14 protein-coding genes are annotated in these 15,989 nt (G+C 72.4%); 11 read left to right on the top strand and 3 right to left on the bottom strand.

Translation table 11 applies throughout. The features are described 5' to 3' along the window. Positions 1 to 29 precede the first annotated feature (29 nt). From HD593_RS13215 to HD593_RS13200, 4 genes are read left to right on the top strand one after another with little or no spacing between them, the layout of a single operon-like run. Positions 30 to 848 (top strand): DUF4253 domain-containing protein, encoded by an 819-nt coding sequence (locus tag HD593_RS13215; protein ID WP_185102458.1) that lies wholly within the window; start codon positions 30 to 32, stop codon positions 846 to 848. A 31-nt stretch (positions 849 to 879) separates the two neighbouring features. After that, on the top strand, positions 880 to 2,397 hold the full coding sequence (locus HD593_RS13210) for a hypothetical protein (protein ID WP_185102457.1): 1,518 nt from the start codon (positions 880 to 882) through the stop codon (positions 2,395 to 2,397). Continuing rightward, the gene (locus tag HD593_RS13205) at positions 2,394 to 2,813 is read left to right on the top strand and encodes a hypothetical protein (protein ID WP_185102456.1); all 420 of its coding nucleotides are present in this window, start codon (positions 2,394 to 2,396) and stop codon (positions 2,811 to 2,813) included. The genes HD593_RS13210 and HD593_RS13205 overlap by 4 nt, the downstream gene beginning before the upstream one ends. Before the next feature lie 10 nt (positions 2,814 to 2,823). Further along, positions 2,824 to 4,416: an MFS transporter gene (locus HD593_RS13200; protein ID WP_185102455.1), complete on the top strand. Its 1,593-nt coding sequence runs from the start codon at positions 2,824 to 2,826 to the stop codon at positions 4,414 to 4,416. Between the two features lie 6 nt (positions 4,417 to 4,422). On the opposite strand, the gene HD593_RS13195 is transcribed toward HD593_RS13200, so the two are convergent. Continuing rightward, positions 4,423 to 5,214, bottom strand: coding sequence for an SAM-dependent methyltransferase (locus HD593_RS13195; protein WP_185102454.1), 792 nt, complete (start codon positions 5,212 to 5,214; stop codon positions 4,423 to 4,425). Positions 5,215 to 5,425: 211 nt separating this feature from the next. Beyond that, on the bottom strand, positions 5,426 to 6,682 hold the full coding sequence (locus tag HD593_RS13190; RefSeq protein WP_185102453.1) for a Scr1 family TA system antitoxin-like transcriptional regulator: 1,257 nt from the start codon (positions 6,680 to 6,682) through the stop codon (positions 5,426 to 5,428). 223 nt (positions 6,683 to 6,905) lie between these two features. Between HD593_RS13190 and HD593_RS13185 the strand changes: the two genes are divergently transcribed. From HD593_RS13185 to HD593_RS13160, 6 genes are all read left to right on the top strand, one after another. Continuing rightward, positions 6,906 to 7,616, top strand: coding sequence for a hypothetical protein (locus HD593_RS13185; RefSeq protein WP_185102452.1), 711 nt, complete (start codon positions 6,906 to 6,908; stop codon positions 7,614 to 7,616). 125 nt (positions 7,617 to 7,741) lie between these two features. After that, positions 7,742 to 8,404 carry a hypothetical protein gene (locus tag HD593_RS13180; protein WP_185102451.1) on the top strand — a complete coding sequence of 221 codons (663 nt, stop codon included), beginning with the start codon at positions 7,742 to 7,744 and terminating at the stop codon, positions 8,402 to 8,404. A 38-nt stretch (positions 8,405 to 8,442) separates the two neighbouring features. Further along, the gene (locus tag HD593_RS13175; protein ID WP_185102450.1) at positions 8,443 to 8,649 is read left to right on the top strand and encodes a hypothetical protein; all 207 of its coding nucleotides are present in this window, start codon (positions 8,443 to 8,445) and stop codon (positions 8,647 to 8,649) included. 70 nt (positions 8,650 to 8,719) lie between these two features. After that, positions 8,720 to 9,466 carry a maleate cis-trans isomerase family protein gene (locus HD593_RS13170; RefSeq protein ID WP_185102449.1) on the top strand — a complete coding sequence of 249 codons (747 nt, stop codon included), beginning with the start codon at positions 8,720 to 8,722 and terminating at the stop codon, positions 9,464 to 9,466. After that, on the top strand, positions 9,463 to 10,650 hold the full coding sequence (locus tag HD593_RS13165) for an FAD-dependent oxidoreductase (RefSeq protein ID WP_185102448.1): 1,188 nt from the start codon (positions 9,463 to 9,465) through the stop codon (positions 10,648 to 10,650). The genes HD593_RS13170 and HD593_RS13165 overlap by 4 nt, the downstream gene beginning before the upstream one ends. 45 nt (positions 10,651 to 10,695) lie before the next feature. After that, positions 10,696 to 12,675 carry an RNA polymerase sigma factor gene (locus HD593_RS13160; RefSeq protein ID WP_185102447.1) on the top strand — a complete coding sequence of 660 codons (1,980 nt, stop codon included), beginning with the start codon at positions 10,696 to 10,698 and terminating at the stop codon, positions 12,673 to 12,675. Between the two features lie 236 nt (positions 12,676 to 12,911). Here HD593_RS13160 and HD593_RS13155 read toward each other — a convergent pair whose 3' ends face one another. Next, entirely contained in the window at positions 12,912 to 14,837 is a 1,926-nt protein-coding gene (locus HD593_RS13155) for a Xaa-Pro dipeptidyl-peptidase (protein ID WP_185102446.1), read from the bottom strand. 75 nt (positions 14,838 to 14,912) lie between these two features. Between HD593_RS13155 and HD593_RS13150 the strand changes: the two genes are divergently transcribed. After that, positions 14,913 to 15,959 (top strand): ADP-ribosylglycohydrolase family protein, encoded by a 1,047-nt coding sequence (locus HD593_RS13150; RefSeq protein ID WP_185102445.1) that lies wholly within the window; start codon positions 14,913 to 14,915, stop codon positions 15,957 to 15,959. Positions 15,960 to 15,989 lie beyond the last annotated feature (30 nt).

Below are 15,989 nucleotides of genomic sequence, written 5' to 3'. Positions count from 1 at the left end.
GACAGGATTCGGTATCGGAACGGTAGGGCATGAGCGATCATCGGCTGCCACGCGAGCTGGGCCCCCTGTTCGCCGACGGCGGCAGGGGGCGCCGGCTGCCCGTGGCCCTGCCTCCCGGTGACGTGGTCTGGCCGGATCCCGGCTACACCGGGCAGGGGGTGCCGGCGCGGCCGGCGTTCTGGATGAGCGACGAGCCGGTGGCCGGCGCGGACTGGACGCTGCTGCGCGAGTGGCACGCGCACAGCGGCCTGTGGCCGCTGCTGCTGGACGAGTCGGCGCAGCCCTGGAGCGTGGGGCAGATCGTGCCGGACGACCCCCGCCAGATCGACCACTTCACCGCCGAGGGCTTCATGGCGGAGGTGTGGCAGGAGTGGGTGGCGCAGATGCCGCCCGACGCGCTGGAGGAGCTGGAGCCGTACGGCGCGATCTGCCCGGGCCTGGCGGCTCCGGGGGTGCTGAAGGCCGACCCCGGGGCGGTCGCCGACTGGCTGGCGGGCGAGCTGGCGGCCAGGGGCATGCCGCTCGGCCTGGTAGCGGCGGGCCGGGGCGCGGACGCGCTGGCGGTGATGGGCTGGCAGGGGGCGCTGCACCACAACGAGTGGATGGTGCCGATGGCGGCGGTGGTGCGGAGCTGGGAGGACCGGTTCGGCGCGCGGGTGGTGGGCGTCGGGTTCAACACGCTGGAGCTCAGCGTGGCGGCGCCGCCTGCCGATCACGAGCACGCGCTGCACGTGGCGGCCGAGCACTGGGCGTTCTGCCCCGACAACGTGGTGCAGGGGCCGGGTGATCTGCAGGGGTACGCCGCCCAGATCACGGGCCGTCACGCATGGTCCTTCTGGTGGGACTGAAAGTCCGGGTTTTACGCTACCTTTAGCTTTCGTGCCATGGGGAGATCTGACGCCGGAGTTACTGCACTCCTCCGTCTGGGCCGACGGGCTGGTGGAGTCGGCGGGCATCCCGATCTATGACATGCCGCTGGTCTCGGTGGGCGGCGGCCTCGGCTCCTTCACGCTGCTGGACGTGCTGCGCATCCGCGGCGTGGCCACCTCCGCCATGCGGGTGCTCTCGACCAGCGACTCCCCCTGGCAGACCTGGGAGTACCTGACGCGGGTCTCGCAGCTGCCCGCGCACGAGCGCATCCGCTCCGACGCGGGCGCGCGGCCCGACAACATCTGGGGCTTCCCCTCGTACGCGGTGCAGGAGGCCTGGCAGGAGCGCTCCATCGGGCCGCTGTTCCAGGTGTTCACCGAGCCCATCGGCACCGACTTCTACAGCCCGCGCGCCGCGCTCGTCATGCGGACCGTGCAGCGCGAGGCCGACCGCATCGGCTACTGGGAGATGCTGGCCAAGGGACAGGTCCGCATGGTCAGGAAACGGCTGGGCGGCGGCTACTTCACCGTGCTGACGCCGCCCGCCGGGAGCGGGCCGACCAAGCGGGTGGTGCTGCGCTCGCGGTACGTGCACCTGGCCGTGGGGTATCCGGGGCTGAAGTTCCTCGACGACCTCCAGGAGTTCCGGCAGCGGCGCAACGAGCGGTACCGCGTGGTGAACGCGTACGAGCCGCACGAGCACGTCTACGACCAGCTCAGCAAGCGTCCGGGCGTGGTGGTCGTGCGCGGCGCCGGCATCGTGGCCTCGCGGGTGCTGCAGCGCCTCATGGACGACAGGGAGCGGTACGGCCTGCAGACGCAGATCGTGCACCTGTTCCGTACGTACGTGACGGGCACCCACGGGCCGCACGCGTTCATGCGGCGCAAGGGCGGCGACGGGTGGGCGTACCAGGCGTTCACGATGCCCAAGTCGGCGTTCGGCGGCCAGCTCAAGGCGCAGTTCCGCAAGGCGCCGCCGGAGCGGCGGGCCCGGCTGGCCGCGCTGGTCGCCGGCACCACCACACCGAAGCTGGCCCGCTGGCAGGAGCAGATGCGCCGGGCCAGGCAGGGAAGCTGGTACCACCCGGTGCAGGCCGTCGTGGAGCGCATCGACCAGGCGCCCGACGGCCGGCTGGTCACCCACACCCGCAGCGGCGGCTCGGCCGCCATGCAGTACGTCTCCGACTTCATCATCGACTGCACCGGCCTGGAGGCCGACATGCCGGAGCACCGGGTGCTGGCCGACCTGCTGCAGCACGGCGGCGCCCGCCCCAACAAGGCGGGCAGGCTCCAGGTCGGACCGAACTTCGAGGTGCTGGGCACGGAGAACGGCGACGGCAGGCTGTACGCCTCGGGCGCCGCCACCGCGGGTAACCACTTCCTGGCCGTGGACAGCTTCCTCGGCATGCAGACCGCGGCCCTCGACATCGCCGACGACCTGGCCAGGCGGGGGTTCTGCAAGGGGCTGGGGCCGGTCAGGTCGGTGTCGCAATGGATGAAGTGGGCGGCGAACAGGAGACCGGCTTGATCCCGACGCTGGCCGGGCGCGTGCAGACCCGGCTGTTCGTGTTGGCCACGGTGGGGGTGGTGCTGACGGCGCTGCTCGCGCTCGTGCTGCCCATGTCCTTCGGCGACGCGTTCGTGATGTTGCTGACCGTGGCCGTCGCCGGCCTCGGCTGGGAGCTGCTGTACCACCTGCTGATGCAGTTCCGCTGGGACAAGGACTGGCCGACGCTGTTCGGGCTGCTCACGGCGGTGCCGGAGGGGCTGCTCATGTGGGTGCTGCTCGATCTGGACCTGGTGCCGGGGGTCGAGGGGCCGGTGTCCTTCTGGGCGTTCGCCGTCATGTTCACGGTCGTGTGGCTCGGCCAGTGGCTGTTCGTGAACGGGCCCATGCGGGTGCTGTTCGTCCAGTGGCGGCTGCGGGGTGGCCGTCTGTTGTGAGGGGGGATCCATGGGCGGCGTAGCGCTGGCACGCCCGCTGTACTTCTGGCTGGGCACGCTCGCCACGGTGGCGGGGGTCGTGCTGCACCTGCCGATGTACCTGCACAGCGCCGAGATGGGCTACCGGCTGGCCGGGATGCCGATGGACCTGCCGATGACGGTCGGCATGGTGCTGATCGTCGCGGGGCTGGTCGTGACCGCGTGGGGGCTGGTGCCGCCGGGCGCGTTCACCGCCAGGCCGGCGGCCGAGGTGCGGGTGCGCGCGCTGGACGACCAGAAGATGCGCCCGGCGCACCTCGGGCTCGTGGTGGTCATGTCGGTCGCCGTGGTGATCGACGCCATGAAGCCGATCACGCTCGGGTTCGTCTCCCCCGGCATGGTCGCGGAGTACGGGCTGAAGTCCCCGCTCAACCCGGGCGGCGACGTGCCGGTGGCGTTGCTGCCGCTCTTCGGTCTCACGGGGACCGTGCTGGGCTCGCTGCTGTGGGGCTGGCTGGGCGACAGGATCGGCCGCAAGCCGTCCATCCTGTACGCGGGCGTGCTGTTCATCGGCACCGCCATCTGCGGCGTGATGCCCAGCTTCGAGGGCAACCTGGCCATGTGCCTGGCCATGGGACTGGGCGCTGGCGGCATGTTGCCGATCGCGTTCTCGCTGCTGGCCGAGACGATCCCGCCCCGGCACAAGGGCTGGGTCATGGTGCTCATCGGCGGCAACCTGGCCATCGCCTACCTGCTGGCGAGCTTCCTGTCGGCCACGCTGGCTCCGGAGTACTCCTGGCGGGTGCTGTGGCTGGTCGGCCTGCCCACGGGGGTCTTCCTGATCCTGCTCAACCGGTTCATCCCCGAGTCGCCGCGCTTCCTGCTGGCCTACGGCCGCGACGCCGAGGCCCACGCGATCATGGCCAGGTACGGCGCGGCGCTCACCTCCGGGTCCGACGTCGAGCGGGTCCAGGACGAGCACGAGGGCGGGTACTCGCGGCTGTTCCGGGCGCCGTTCACCGGGCTGACGGTGGCGGTGGTGATCCTGGGGCTGAGTATCGGCCTGGTCACGTACGGCTTCCAGCTCTGGATCCCGTCGAACCTGCGCAGCCTCGGCCTCGACCAGTCCGCCGCCGACCGGGCGCTGGCGGACTCGACGCTGCTGGGCCTGCCGCTGATCTTCATCTCGGCCGCCATGTACGGCCTGTGGAGCGCCAAGAAGACGATCGTGGTGCTCTCGGCGCTGGTGGGGGCGGCGCTGGTGGTGCTGTCGTTCTCCGGCGAGACGCTGGCGCAGGACCGCACCTGGCTCTACCTGCTGCTGGCCGGGCCGATCGTGGGGACGGCGGCGATCGCCGCGGTGCTGGCCGCCTACAGCTCCGAGATCTACCCGACCCGGGTGCGCTCGCGCGGCTCCGGGCTGTCCGCGGGCGTCGGCAAGTTCGGCGGCGTGGCCGTGACCGGCGTGCTGGTCGCGGGCGCGGCGGCCCCGTCCATCGGGATGACGGCGCTGCTGGGGGCGGTGCCCCTCGTACTGGCCGTGGTCGCGGTGCTCGTGTTCGGGGTCGAGCCGGCCAAGGGCCCGGCCGGCGCGCCGGCCGGAACCGCGGCCTCCCAGGCGTGACAGACGTCAGGGGACCCGGGCCACGGCGCCGTAGTTCCCCGACGCGCTGGGCTGATCGGCGCAGGCGGTGTCGTGGTCGGGCTGCCATTCCGGAACCCACACCAGCCCCGGCTCTACCAGCACCAGACCTTCGAGCAACGCCTCTACCTCCTCCCTGGTGCGAATCGCCTGGCCCGGCAGCGTCATGGCCAGCAGGTCGTGAATGGCCGGCAGCAGCTCCGCCGGAACGGCGTCGAACGTGGTCTGCATGACCGACAGGTAACTCCTCTCCGGGACCACCTGCCGGATCCGCTTGATCACGTAATGGAAGTACTCGTCGTCGTTCAGGCTGTGGGTGGACAGCAGCAGCACGGCCATCGGCCGGTCCCAGTCGAGGAACGTCTGCAGCACCCGGTCGTCGAGGAGGTCGTCGATCTCGCGCACGTCGCCCTCTACGACGCGGACGAGGTCGGTGACGGGCTCGATGGTCGCCCTCGCTCCGGCCAGCACCATGGGGTCGTTCTCCACGTAGACCACGCGCGGCACCGAGGCGCGCAGGGCGTCACGGGCCACGTCGTGCAACTGCCTGCCCGGTGGCAGGCCGCTCGGTACGCCACTTCCGACGATCACGAACTGGTCCACGCCTTCGCTCGCCAGATGACGGACCACACGGCGCAAATATTCAAGTACGGCCCTGGCGGCCGTCGTCGTGATGGGCGCGGCCTGATCATAACGGCGGATGACATCCCGGTCCGCCACGAAGTTGTTCTTCCCGCCCGCGGCGGCGTCGAGAATGCGAGTGGCACGCGCTTGGGTCATCTCCAGCATCGCCAGGTTTCGGATGGCACGCTGACGCATTGAGTGTTACCCCTTTCCCCTCGCCCACTATCTCGGGAAAAGCTGATCCTTTCGGACCCCACTCGATGACCCAGACCATATGATCCTCGCCCCGCGGCGAAAGACAACCACAAAAGCCATTGATTATGGATATACCTACGTAACCATTCGTTGGTACAAACCAGCGGAGAGATCAAATACCCAGCGAACGCGAAAGCCTTTCGCGATGGTAATTGAGCAGCTCGAACGTCTCGTCGCGGGTGGTCGTCGTCACCGACAGCTTGGTGAACGCCTGATGGAAGGCCTCCACGGCGCCCGCCTCGGTGATCAGCGCGTCGGACTCGATGCCGTGGGCGCAGGCGATGTCGGGCTCGAACGCCTCGGTGAAGCGCCACAGCGTGAACGGGCCGGTGCGCGGCACGTACGCCGGGTCCTCCATCGGCACCACGTGCAGCGAGACGTTGGGCCGCTTGGCGTGCTCGATCAGCACGTCGAGCTGGCGGAGCTGGACGTGCTGCCCGACGATCGAGCGGGTGAGCACGCTCTCGTCGATCACGGCCCACAACACCACGCCGTTGTCGCGGGGCACGGCCTCCTGGCGGGCCAGCACGAGCGCGAGCGCCTCCTCCACCGTCTGCTGCCCGAGCGTCGCGGGCCCGGCCACGGTGATGGCGGCCCTGGCGTACTCCTCGGTCTGCAGCAGCGGCGGGACGAACTGGTTGTGGTAGGTGCGGATGACCGTGGCGCGCCCCTCCAGGGCGTAGCCGGTGGCCAGCCAGACGGGCACCGACTGCGCGTCGTACCAGGCGGCCTCGCGCTCGCCCCTGGCCAGCGAGAGCACGTACTCGCGGATGGGGGGCACGGAGACGCCGTAGACGGTCAGCAGGCGCTCGACGGTGATGGGCGCCGGCGCGATGCGGCCCTCCTCGATGGCGGGGATCGCGGCCGCGCCCCTGCCGATCGCGGTCTCGACCTGCTCGACGGAGAGCTGCGCGGACAGGCGCAGGCCGTGCAGCCGCTTGCCCAGGGCCCGGCGCTGCGGGCCGCTCAGCGGCGCGACCGCCTCGGGGATGTCGGACGTCGGCTCGGGCTCCTCGGGCAGCCCCTCGGCCTTGCGGGCCAGCTCGACCACGCCGCGCAGCACGGCCAGCGAGCCCTCCGACAGCCCGGAGGCGGACAGACCGATCGTGGCCGCGCGCAGTTGCAGGTCCTCCACCGAGCCGGACTCGAGGTAGTCGTCGCCGACCAGCCAGCCGACGCTCACCTGCAGGCAGGACGCCAGCGCCCTGAGCACCTGGAGCGTCGGGTTGGTCTGCTTGCCGGTGCGCAGCTGGCTGACGTAGGCGCGGGTGATGGGGATGCCGGCCTCCGTCAGGGCGGAGGCGACCTGCGCGCCGGTGAAGCCGCGCTTGGTCAGCGCGAGATCGAGCCGCTCGGCGAAGTTCGCCACGGCACACCTCCTAGCCGCCCGTGAACATTGTCCAGCGTAAGGGACGCGAGCCCCACTGTCCCCTGCCATGCGGGCAAGCTCTGCCACGCAGGCAGGTATCAACTTATGCGCAAACTGTCAGTTGACATAGCCCCCTGCAGAAGCGGACTATCGGTTCACGTGGTAACTGTGGCTTAACAGTCTCAGGGTTCTGGAGAGATCCCCTGCGAGGAGGTGGCCGGACGTGACCATGGATTCGACCTTCCTGGACGGCCCGGCCGTCCCTGGTCAGGAGCGAGTGGTCCAGCGCATCTGCGCACGCGTGGCAGGGCCCGTCGCGGGAGCCGGCGTACACGTCGCCGGCCTGCCGCTCGGCGGGGTCCAGGTCTGGCTGGACGACCCCGGCCACCGCTGGCGCTTCTACCACCGGATGGCCCGCGAGCTGCGGCTGGCGGGCTGGCACACCGAGACGGGCCCCGATCGGCTGCTGTTGCTCGGGTGGAGTGCGGTCTGCCTGAGCCACCGCTCCAGGATGCTCGGCGCGGCCCTCGCGGGCCGGCTGGCGGACTTCGACAAGACGGCGTTCACCGCCGTCATGGTCGCCACCCGGCTGCGCCACGAGGGGTCGCCCGCCGAGGAGCTGCCTGTCGAGGTCGAGGCCCACTGCGCCGAGGAGCTGCGCTGGCCGGCCAGGCTGGCCGACCTCGACGGCCTCGAACGGCGCTCGTCGCTGGAGCCCATGCGGCTGAGGCTGGCCCAGGTGGCCGGCCTGGAGGCCAAGGTGGCCCGGCGCTGCGGCGAGCATCTCGCGCTCGCCTCCAAGGTCGCGCGCATGGTGGCCGGCGGTGCGGGACCGGCCCGTACGCGCGCGGCGGGACCCGGAGCCGGGCTGACGGAGCGCATGGTCTGCGTCAGCGTGCCGAACGTGGCCGAGAGCGCGGTGACGGCTCGATGAATCTCCCGGCCCCCATCTGCCAGGACGCGACGGCGGTCATCCCGGCCGCGTCCCGGCGACCGCTGCCACCCGGCGGCGCGCGGCCACCGGCCTTCCATGGCCGGCGCGTACCGTACGCGGCCCGCGTGGCAGCCCTCCCAGCGCTGGCCCCGGCGCTTCCCCACCCCCACGGCACCGTGCGGCACGTGCCCGACCTAGTCGGCGCGGTGCTGTCGGCCAGCGCGGTAGCGGCTGGCGTGCTGGCCGTCTCGAGGGGTGGCGTCTGGGGCCGGCTTTCTCACCGCCCGCCGGGTCGCGTGCGCACGTACGCCGTCCTGCCGCTGATCTCGTGGCGGCGGCGTGCCCGCGACCCGCGGCGGTTTCGCGGCTCCCCAGGAGCCGCCACGATGGCGGCGGCGCCTCCGGCCGTGCCGGTCGTCCGCCGCGTCGGGCTCGGCAGGGCCGTCTACGGCGGTGTACCCGGCCTGGACGGCACCATCGGCACGACAGCGATGCCGGGCGGAGCGATCGCCGTGACGGGCGCCACGCCGCCGATCGGCCGGCCACCCCTCGGGGAGCCGGTGCCCGGGCACGCCCGCGTGCTCATGGCCGTTCTGCCGGCCACCGTTCTGCTCGCCGCCACGGCGCTGGTGCGGGTCGCCGGGGCGTCGGAACGTGTGAACGGACCTCGATCCCGACGCGCGGCCGAAGGGGGGCCGGCGATCCTCTGCCGGCCCCTCGCCGGGCCTCGCGTGCCTCTCGACCGGGCCGGAACCGACCGGCCCGCCCTCAGGAACCACCCCGAGTAACCACCCCGAGTAACCACCCGCTGTACATAGGAGTGACCATGCTCACCGACGAGTTGCGCAGGCCACAACCACACGAAGTCCACGCGCGGGGCCTCCGGCCCGGCGCGCCGCCACCGTCCTGGGGCGGGGAACCGCGAGGCGAGGAACAGGCGGCGGGATCGGCGCGCACCGTGCACCGGCTGCGCCGCATCCGGCAGGTGTCCGTCGACGCCATCACCGAGATCGACGAAGCCCTGCGGCACTGAGCCGACCGACCTCTCTCTCGCGCCTTCCCGCACAGGAGGACAAGACCATGCGCACCGTCCGGGGCACACGATGAGCCGCCGCAGGGTCGGCGTGCTCGTGGCGCCCGCGAACCCGTCGGCGGAACCCGAGCTGACCAGGCTGCTCGGCTCGCGGGCCGACATGCACGTCGCCCGCCTTCCCGTACTACCGGGACCGTCCCTGGTCGACCGGCTGGAGAGCTACAACGCCGCCATGCCCGCCATGATCGGCGCGTTCGACGGCCTGCGGCTGGACGCGATGGTGATGGCCTGCAGCCAGCCGCGCTACCTGCTCGGGCCCGACGAGGACCGCGAGCAGTGCGCCGAGCTGACGGCCGCGACCGGGGTGCCGTTCGCCACCGCCACGCTGGCCGCCCGCGAAGCGCTGGAACACGTGATGGCGACCGACATCGTGCTGGTCTCGCCGTACCAGCCGTGGGTGACGGATCTGGCCGAGCGGTTCTGGAAGACGGCCGGGCTGAACGTCACCCAGGTCGTCCAGGTACGCGCGCCGGACGGCTACTCGCCTTACGGGCACACGCCCGCCTCGCTGGTCAGCCAGGTCGAGCTGGCGGAGCCGCCCGCGGACGCCGTCCTGCTCTTCACCGGCACCGGGCTGCCCACGCTGCCCGTGCTCAGGCCGCTGACCAGCGGCAACGACCGTACCCTGCTCACCTCGAACCTCTGCGTGGCCTGGTGGGCCCTGTCCAAGGCCGTCGGCCGGCACGTGACGCTGAGCCGCGTGCCGTACCGCCGCCACCACCTGGCGGCCGCGGCCCGCATGGGAGGCAGGCCATGAACGGGGTCATCGTGGTCGGCGCCGGGCCCGCCGGCCTGACCGCCGCGCTCTGCCTGGCCAGGGCCGGGATCCCGGTCACCGTGCTGGAGCGCGAGCACGAGCTGCCCCGGCAGGCCCGCGCCTGCACCTTCCACCCCGCCACGCTCGACCTGCTGGACGACCTCGGCGTGGCGGCCAGGCTGGTGGCCGCCGGCCGGGTGGTGGACCGGGTGCAGTGGCGCGACCGGCCGGGGATCGTGCTGGCCGAGATGGGCATGAACCGGCTCGACGGCCTGACCAAGCATCCGTTCAGGATCCACGCCGACCAGGCGTCGCTGACCCGGCTGCTGCTCGCCGCCCTGAGCGTCTACCCGGACGTGGACGTGCGGTTCGGCACCCACGTGGACGGCGTGGCGGAGGGCGGCACGGGGATCCGGGTCCGCGTCGGCCACACCTGGACGCGGGCCCGGTACATGATCGCCGCCGACGGCGCGCACAGCACCGTGCGCGGCTCGCTGGGCCTGCCGTTCCCCAGGTCCGCCTACCCGGCGCAGGCGCTGCGCGTGTTCACCGACTCGCCGCTCGACCGGCTGCTGCCGAGCCTGGCGCCGCTGACGTACGTGCGGGACGTGCAGCAGTCGTGCACGCTGCTCGGGCTGCCCGACCACTGGCGGATCATCTTCAAGATCCCCGCTGACACGCACGAGCCGCTGTCCCCGTCGAACCTGTCGCTGCTGGTCCGCAAGGCGCTGCCCGGGGCGGGCGAGCCGATCCGGATCACCGGCGCCGACCGGTTCGGGCTGTCCAGGGGGGTGCTGACCTCGTACCGGTGCGGGCGGGTGCTGTTCGTCGGCGACGCCGCGCACCTGACCTCCACCGTCGGCGGGCTCAACATGAACGCCGGCATCCACGACGCCGCCGAGGCCGGCCAGGTGATCGCGGCCGTCGTCGGCGGCTACGCCCGGCCCGCCGCGCTGGAGGCGTGGGCCTGGCGGCGCCGGTCCGTGCTGCTGCAACGGGTGATCCCGCGCGGCGAGACCCGGCTGGCGGGCGTGCGCGAGCGCGACAGCGCCCGGCTCGCGGCGGCCATGGCGGGGCTGCGGGCCATCGCCGGCGACCCGGACGCCACCCGCGCCTACCTGGCGCAGGCGTCACTGCTCGACACGCCGAGTTCCGCGTCCGCCGACTCGGCCGGGAGGACGTGACCTCGGAACCCGTGTCCGCGTACCGAATGGAGGAGGTGACACCGGATGTGGCGAACCCTGTCGGACGACGCGCGCCAGGCCATTCGTGACCTGTGCGACAAGCACGGAGCCCGCCTCTACGACTACTGCCGCACCGAGCTCGCCGCGGGCGACGCCGAGCAGGCGGTCGCCGGGGCCGCGATGACGGTGCACCTGTACGCGGATCGCGTGGTGGATCCGGCCCTGCGCCGGCCCTGGCTGTACGCGGTGGCCAGGGCCCACCGGGCGGTCGTCGCCAAGCCCGCGAGCATCGGCTCGTGGTCGCGGCCCGGCCGCATGTCGGAGCTGCTGCCCGAGGCCCTGCTGTCCCTGGAGCGCCCGCAGCGCGAACTGCTCGACCTGTCCGTACGGCACGGGCTGGCGGACCGCGAGCTCGCCGCCGTCTTCGAGCTGCCCGAGCCCGAGGTGCGCGCCATCGTCATGCGGGCCGCGGCGGCGCTGGAGGAATGGTTCGCCGCGATCGTCGCCGCCCGCTCCCGCGACGGGTGCCCCGAGCTGACAGCACGCATGGCCGAATGGGTCGCGGCCCCCGGGCGGCGGGCCAGGGCGAGGATCGGCCGGCACATCCAGTCCTGCGCGAGCTGCCGGGCCGCGCCCAGGACCATGACGGCCGGGGCGCTGCTGCGCCGCCTGCCGATCGCGGCACTGCCCGGCACACTTCCCAACCGGCTGGCGTTGGCGCAGCCGTTGCCCGGCGAGGGGCCACTCTGGCGGGCCGACGGCTTTCCTGTGCAGGCCCGCACACTGGTGGAGACCGGCTCCTCGTCGCCGGCTCCTCCGGTCGCCGACGCCACGCCGTCCGCCCCGGTCGCCGGCCCCACGACGGCGACCCCGGGAAAGCCCTGGTCGGCGGCGGGCGCGGCTGCCGCCGACCAGGAGCCCCCCGGCTCCGACCCGGAACGGCGCGGCACCGAGCCCGGGCGTCGCGGCGACGACCTGGAACGCCCGGCCGCCGCCGCTTCGAGCGCCGGACTGGAAGGTCCGGCGGGTGGTCCGGTGCGTCCCGGCGGCGATCCGGAAGGTCCGGGTGGTCCGGGCGGTCCGGGTCGTCCGGGTGGTGGTCTGGGGCATCCGGGCGCGCCGGCCGTGCGCGGGCGGCACCCGTTCACGCCGCCCAGCCGTACGCGGCCCTTCCGCGGCGGCGCGTACGGCGACAAGCTCGTCTACACCACCGTCACCAAGGGTGAAAGCAACGGCACTCACCACAACGGCGTGGTCGTCCGCTACGGCGGCATCACCCTGTCCGCCCTGGAGCAGGCGCCGAACGGGGGCGGCGCGCAGTGGCAGGAGTACTGGCGGCCGCCCGCGGACGATGACGACGATCCCGAGCCCGGCACCCCGATCAGGGCCGTGGCCAGGCTCGGGCTGATCCTCGGCGTGGGCCTGCTGGCGGCGGGCCTCATCTGGGCCGTGCTGAACGCCCAGGCCCACCCGGCCACGCTCACCAAGGCGGCCGCGCAGACGAGCGTGCCGCCGGTGGAGCCCGAGCCCCGGGCCTCGGGGGTCGCTCCCAGCACCGCTCCCGGGTCGGCGCTGACGTCCGTACCGAGGAAGTCCGCCCTGCCGCGGCCCGCGGCGCCGGTGGCCCGGCTGTCGCCGTCGTCGTTGTGGCTGGGGCGGGAGCGCAGCGGGACGTTCTCGCTGTCCTGTACGGGGAGGTGCGAGATCACCTCGGCCTCCGGGACGGACGGCATCGCCGTCACCGGTAACCGGATCCGCATCCGTTCCCCGCGGGACTTCTGTGACGTGGAGCCGGGGGTGCATCGCGGGAAGGTCGCCGTCCGGTGGACCGGCCGCGCCACCGGCGACGGGCGCACCACCGGCGGGGTCACGACCGGTGGCGGGACGCTGACCATGAACGTGGCCTGGACGGTCGGCCGTGCCACGGATGACGGCGTGCTGATGGCGGACGATCGCGGGGCGAGGTCCGACGACCGCGTCCTGACGGCGGACGCCGACGGCGACTCGCCGAGCGACTGCGGCTGAGGACGCCGGTGGGCGGCCACCGCCCCCAAGCGCCGGCCACCACCGCACCACACCCCGCCGACGCGGCGCGGCGAAGGGGCGGCCGTGGCACCGGGCGCGCAGCCGCACGAGCTGCACCACGCACGGCCGCCCCAGGAACGCCGTTCGGCCCCGCGCGCGTACCGCAGCGCGCGGGTTCCGCGTGCAACCCCGCATGACCCCCGCCGGAGAACGGCGAGGGTCATGGAACCAGGGGCTTAGAAGAACTGGAACTCAGGCTCGGGCTGAGGCAGCTCCACCCGCTCGGGCCCGCGGAACTTGGCCGTGTCCTGAGGCACGTCCGCCAGCGGCGTCCCCAGCACGAACGGCACGCTCACGCTGCTGCGAGCCAGGTCGACGGTGACGTTGGCCCCCGTCCCCGCCTCGTCGGTGTACGTCGAGTCGGTGCCCGCGATCACGAGCCCGATCCGATGCCCCTTCTTGAACGTGTAGTCCTGTGGCAGGGTCAGCCACCGCACCGTGCCGTACGTGCCCACGGGCAGCGGCGTGGCCTGGCTGAGCGACTGCCGGTTCTGCACGTCGATCCAGCCCCGGGCGACGATCTCCAGGGGCCGGTTGGCGAGGTTGGTGACGACCTTGCGGTAGCAGGCGTCGTCGGCCGCGGTGCTCTCCCCGTGGCAGTCCTCCTCCGTGAGCGTGGTGATGCCCTGGCCTCGGCGCCAGTCCACGCGGGTGGTGTCGCCGAAGTCGACCAGGAGCGCCGTCAGGTTGGAGGTGGGCTTGTCGAGCTTGACCCGCAGGTCGGCGGTGGGCGTGCCGGACAACCGCAGGTCGAGCCGGAGCGCCCCGGTGGTGAACGCCACCCGGCCGGGGTGCGCGGTGCCCACGTCGGCCACCATGTCGGTCTCGCTCATGGCGAGGTCGGTGAAGGAGGCGGTGCTGTTCCTGGCGGCGGGCCGCAGCCCGAGCGAGCCGTCCGCCGACGGCCGCAGCGACGCCTTGATCGCGAACGGGGCCGGCCAGTCGCGCTGCTTGACCCACTGCACGGGGCCGATCTCGACGTCGGCGCGGGGCTCGTTCATGATCCCGTTGCGTACGCCGTGCAGCCAGTGGTCGAACCACCGGTGCAGCGTGTCCACCCACAGCCCCCTGCGGCCCTCGAAGTCGAACGGGTCCACGTGCTGGGTCTGGCCGACCCAGATCTTGCGGGGCACGTGCCGGTCGGCCAGCGCCTTCCACCAGGCGGAGAAGTTGTCGGGCTTGACGTTGAGGTCGTTGACCGTGTGAACGACGAACACGCTCGCCCTGACCTTGGAGACGTCGGCGAGCAGGCCCTCGATGTAGTCGCGCTCGGCCCAGAACGCGTTGTGGTCGCCCGTGGCGTCGCCGTCCTCGGCGTCCATCTTGTCGCGAACGGCCTGGCACTTGGCCTCGGGGTCGGTGTCGACGTAGTTGGCCAGCCAGGAGGCGTAGTCGTAGTTGTAGACGACGCCGTTCGAGCGCTGGTACTTGTACCAGGAGCTGATCGCCGAGATGGGCACGATGGTCTTCAGTCCCTCGACGCCGGTGGCGGCCACGGCGTTGGCGAGGGTGCCGTCGTACGACTTGCCGATCATGGCCGACTTGCCCGTCGTCCAGTCGGCCACGGCCGGGGTGCCGTCGGCCCTGAAGGCCTTGGCGCGGCCGTTCAGCCAGTCGATGACCGCCTTGCCGCCCAGCACGTCGGCCTTGCCGCCGACGTCGGGGCAGCCGTCGGACCTGGTGGTGCCGAGCATGTCGACGTTCAGGACGGCGTAGCCGCGCGGGACGAAGTAGTTGTCGTAGAAGAGCGGAAATTTCGTGACATTTCCGGCGGCGTCGTAGACCTTGCGCTCCGACTCGTTGCCGCGGCCTGAATTGTCGTAGTACGGGCTCTCGTCAATGATCACCGGCACCCTGAGCGACGGGCCGGACTCCTTGGGCCGGATGATGTCCACCCTGACCTTGTCGAGCGAGCCGTCGAGGTCGCTGTCGACGGTCGACTCCACGTACACGTGCTCGCGGACGGCGTCCGCGTACGAGAAGACCGGCTGCGTGCGGCCGTTCTGGACGGTGATCGCGGGAGCGGCTGCGGCGGCCTGGGCAGGGGTTGCTATCGCGAGGGTGAGGGCGACTGCGAAGAGGGCTGGGCGTAATTGTGACACGCGTGACCTCCGGGACGGATGGACCGAAACAAGCGCAATCTCTCAGACGGTCAGAGAGGTGGCAATATCCCAGGCATGGATGTGTTGGATCGGGTACGGGGCTGCCTCCTGGGCGGCGCGATCGGCGACGCGCTGGGCGCGCCGATCGAGTTCCAGTCGCTGCGGGAGATCCGCAAGCATCACGGGACGGGCGGCATCACGGGATACGTCACGACCTGGCGCGGCAAGACCGGCCTGATCACGGACGACACCCAGATGACCCTCTTCACCATCGAGGGCCTCCTGGACGCCCGCGTCACCGCAGCTCACGCTAGCGGAGCGGGGCACGAAGAACGTGGCGGCGCGCGGGAGGTGGCCGTGGACGCCGTTCGGCGGGCGTACCTGCGCTGGCTCGACACCCAGCAGCTCCAGGCGCCCCCGCCGCCGAGCGTCCCCCACCGGACGGGCCGGCTGCGCGAGGAGGCCTGGCTGTACTCGCGGCGCGCCCCCGGCAACGCCTGCCTTTCGGGCCTGCACCGCCGTTTCCCCGGCCCATCCCCGTGGGGCGAGCCGGGCCCGGTGAACCCCGACTCGAAGGGCTGCGGCACGGTGATGCGCTCGGCCCCGTTCGGCCTGGTGAACCGCGTGCCGCGGGAGGCGTTCGAGCTGGCGGCGGCCTGCGCGCAGATCACCCACGGCCATCCGACCGGCTACCTCGCCGCCGGCGCGTTCGCGGCGATCATCACGCACCTCATGGCGGGCCGGGCCCTGGAGCCCGCCGTCCACCAGGTGATGGAGCTGCTGGCCGGGTACCCCGGCCACGAGGAGACCACCGCCGCCCTGCGCGCCGCCGTGCACCTGGCAGGCAGCGGCGAGCACTCACCCGAGGCGGTCGAGTCGCTGGGCGGCGCCTGGGTGGCCGAGGAGGCGCTGGCCATCGGCGTCTACTGCGCCCTGGCCGAGCCCGCCGTGGACAGGGCCCTGCTGCTCGCGGTCAACCACTCGGGCGACAGCGACTCGACCGGCTCCGTGTGCGGCAACCTCCTGGGCGCCCTGCACGGCACCGCCCCGCTGCCCGCCACCTGGCTGGCTCCGCTGGAAGGCAGGGACACGATCGAACGCCTCGCCGCCGAACTGGCCTGACCACGTCACCGTTAGGGTGGATGTTCCTCA

The sequence above is a fragment of the Nonomuraea rubra genome (genome assembly GCF_014207985.1).
Taxonomy (GTDB): Bacteria; Actinomycetota; Actinomycetes; order Streptosporangiales; family Streptosporangiaceae; genus Nonomuraea; species Nonomuraea rubra.
Note: the sequence above shows the minus strand (reverse complement) of the source record. Positions and strands in the feature narration are given on the sequence as shown.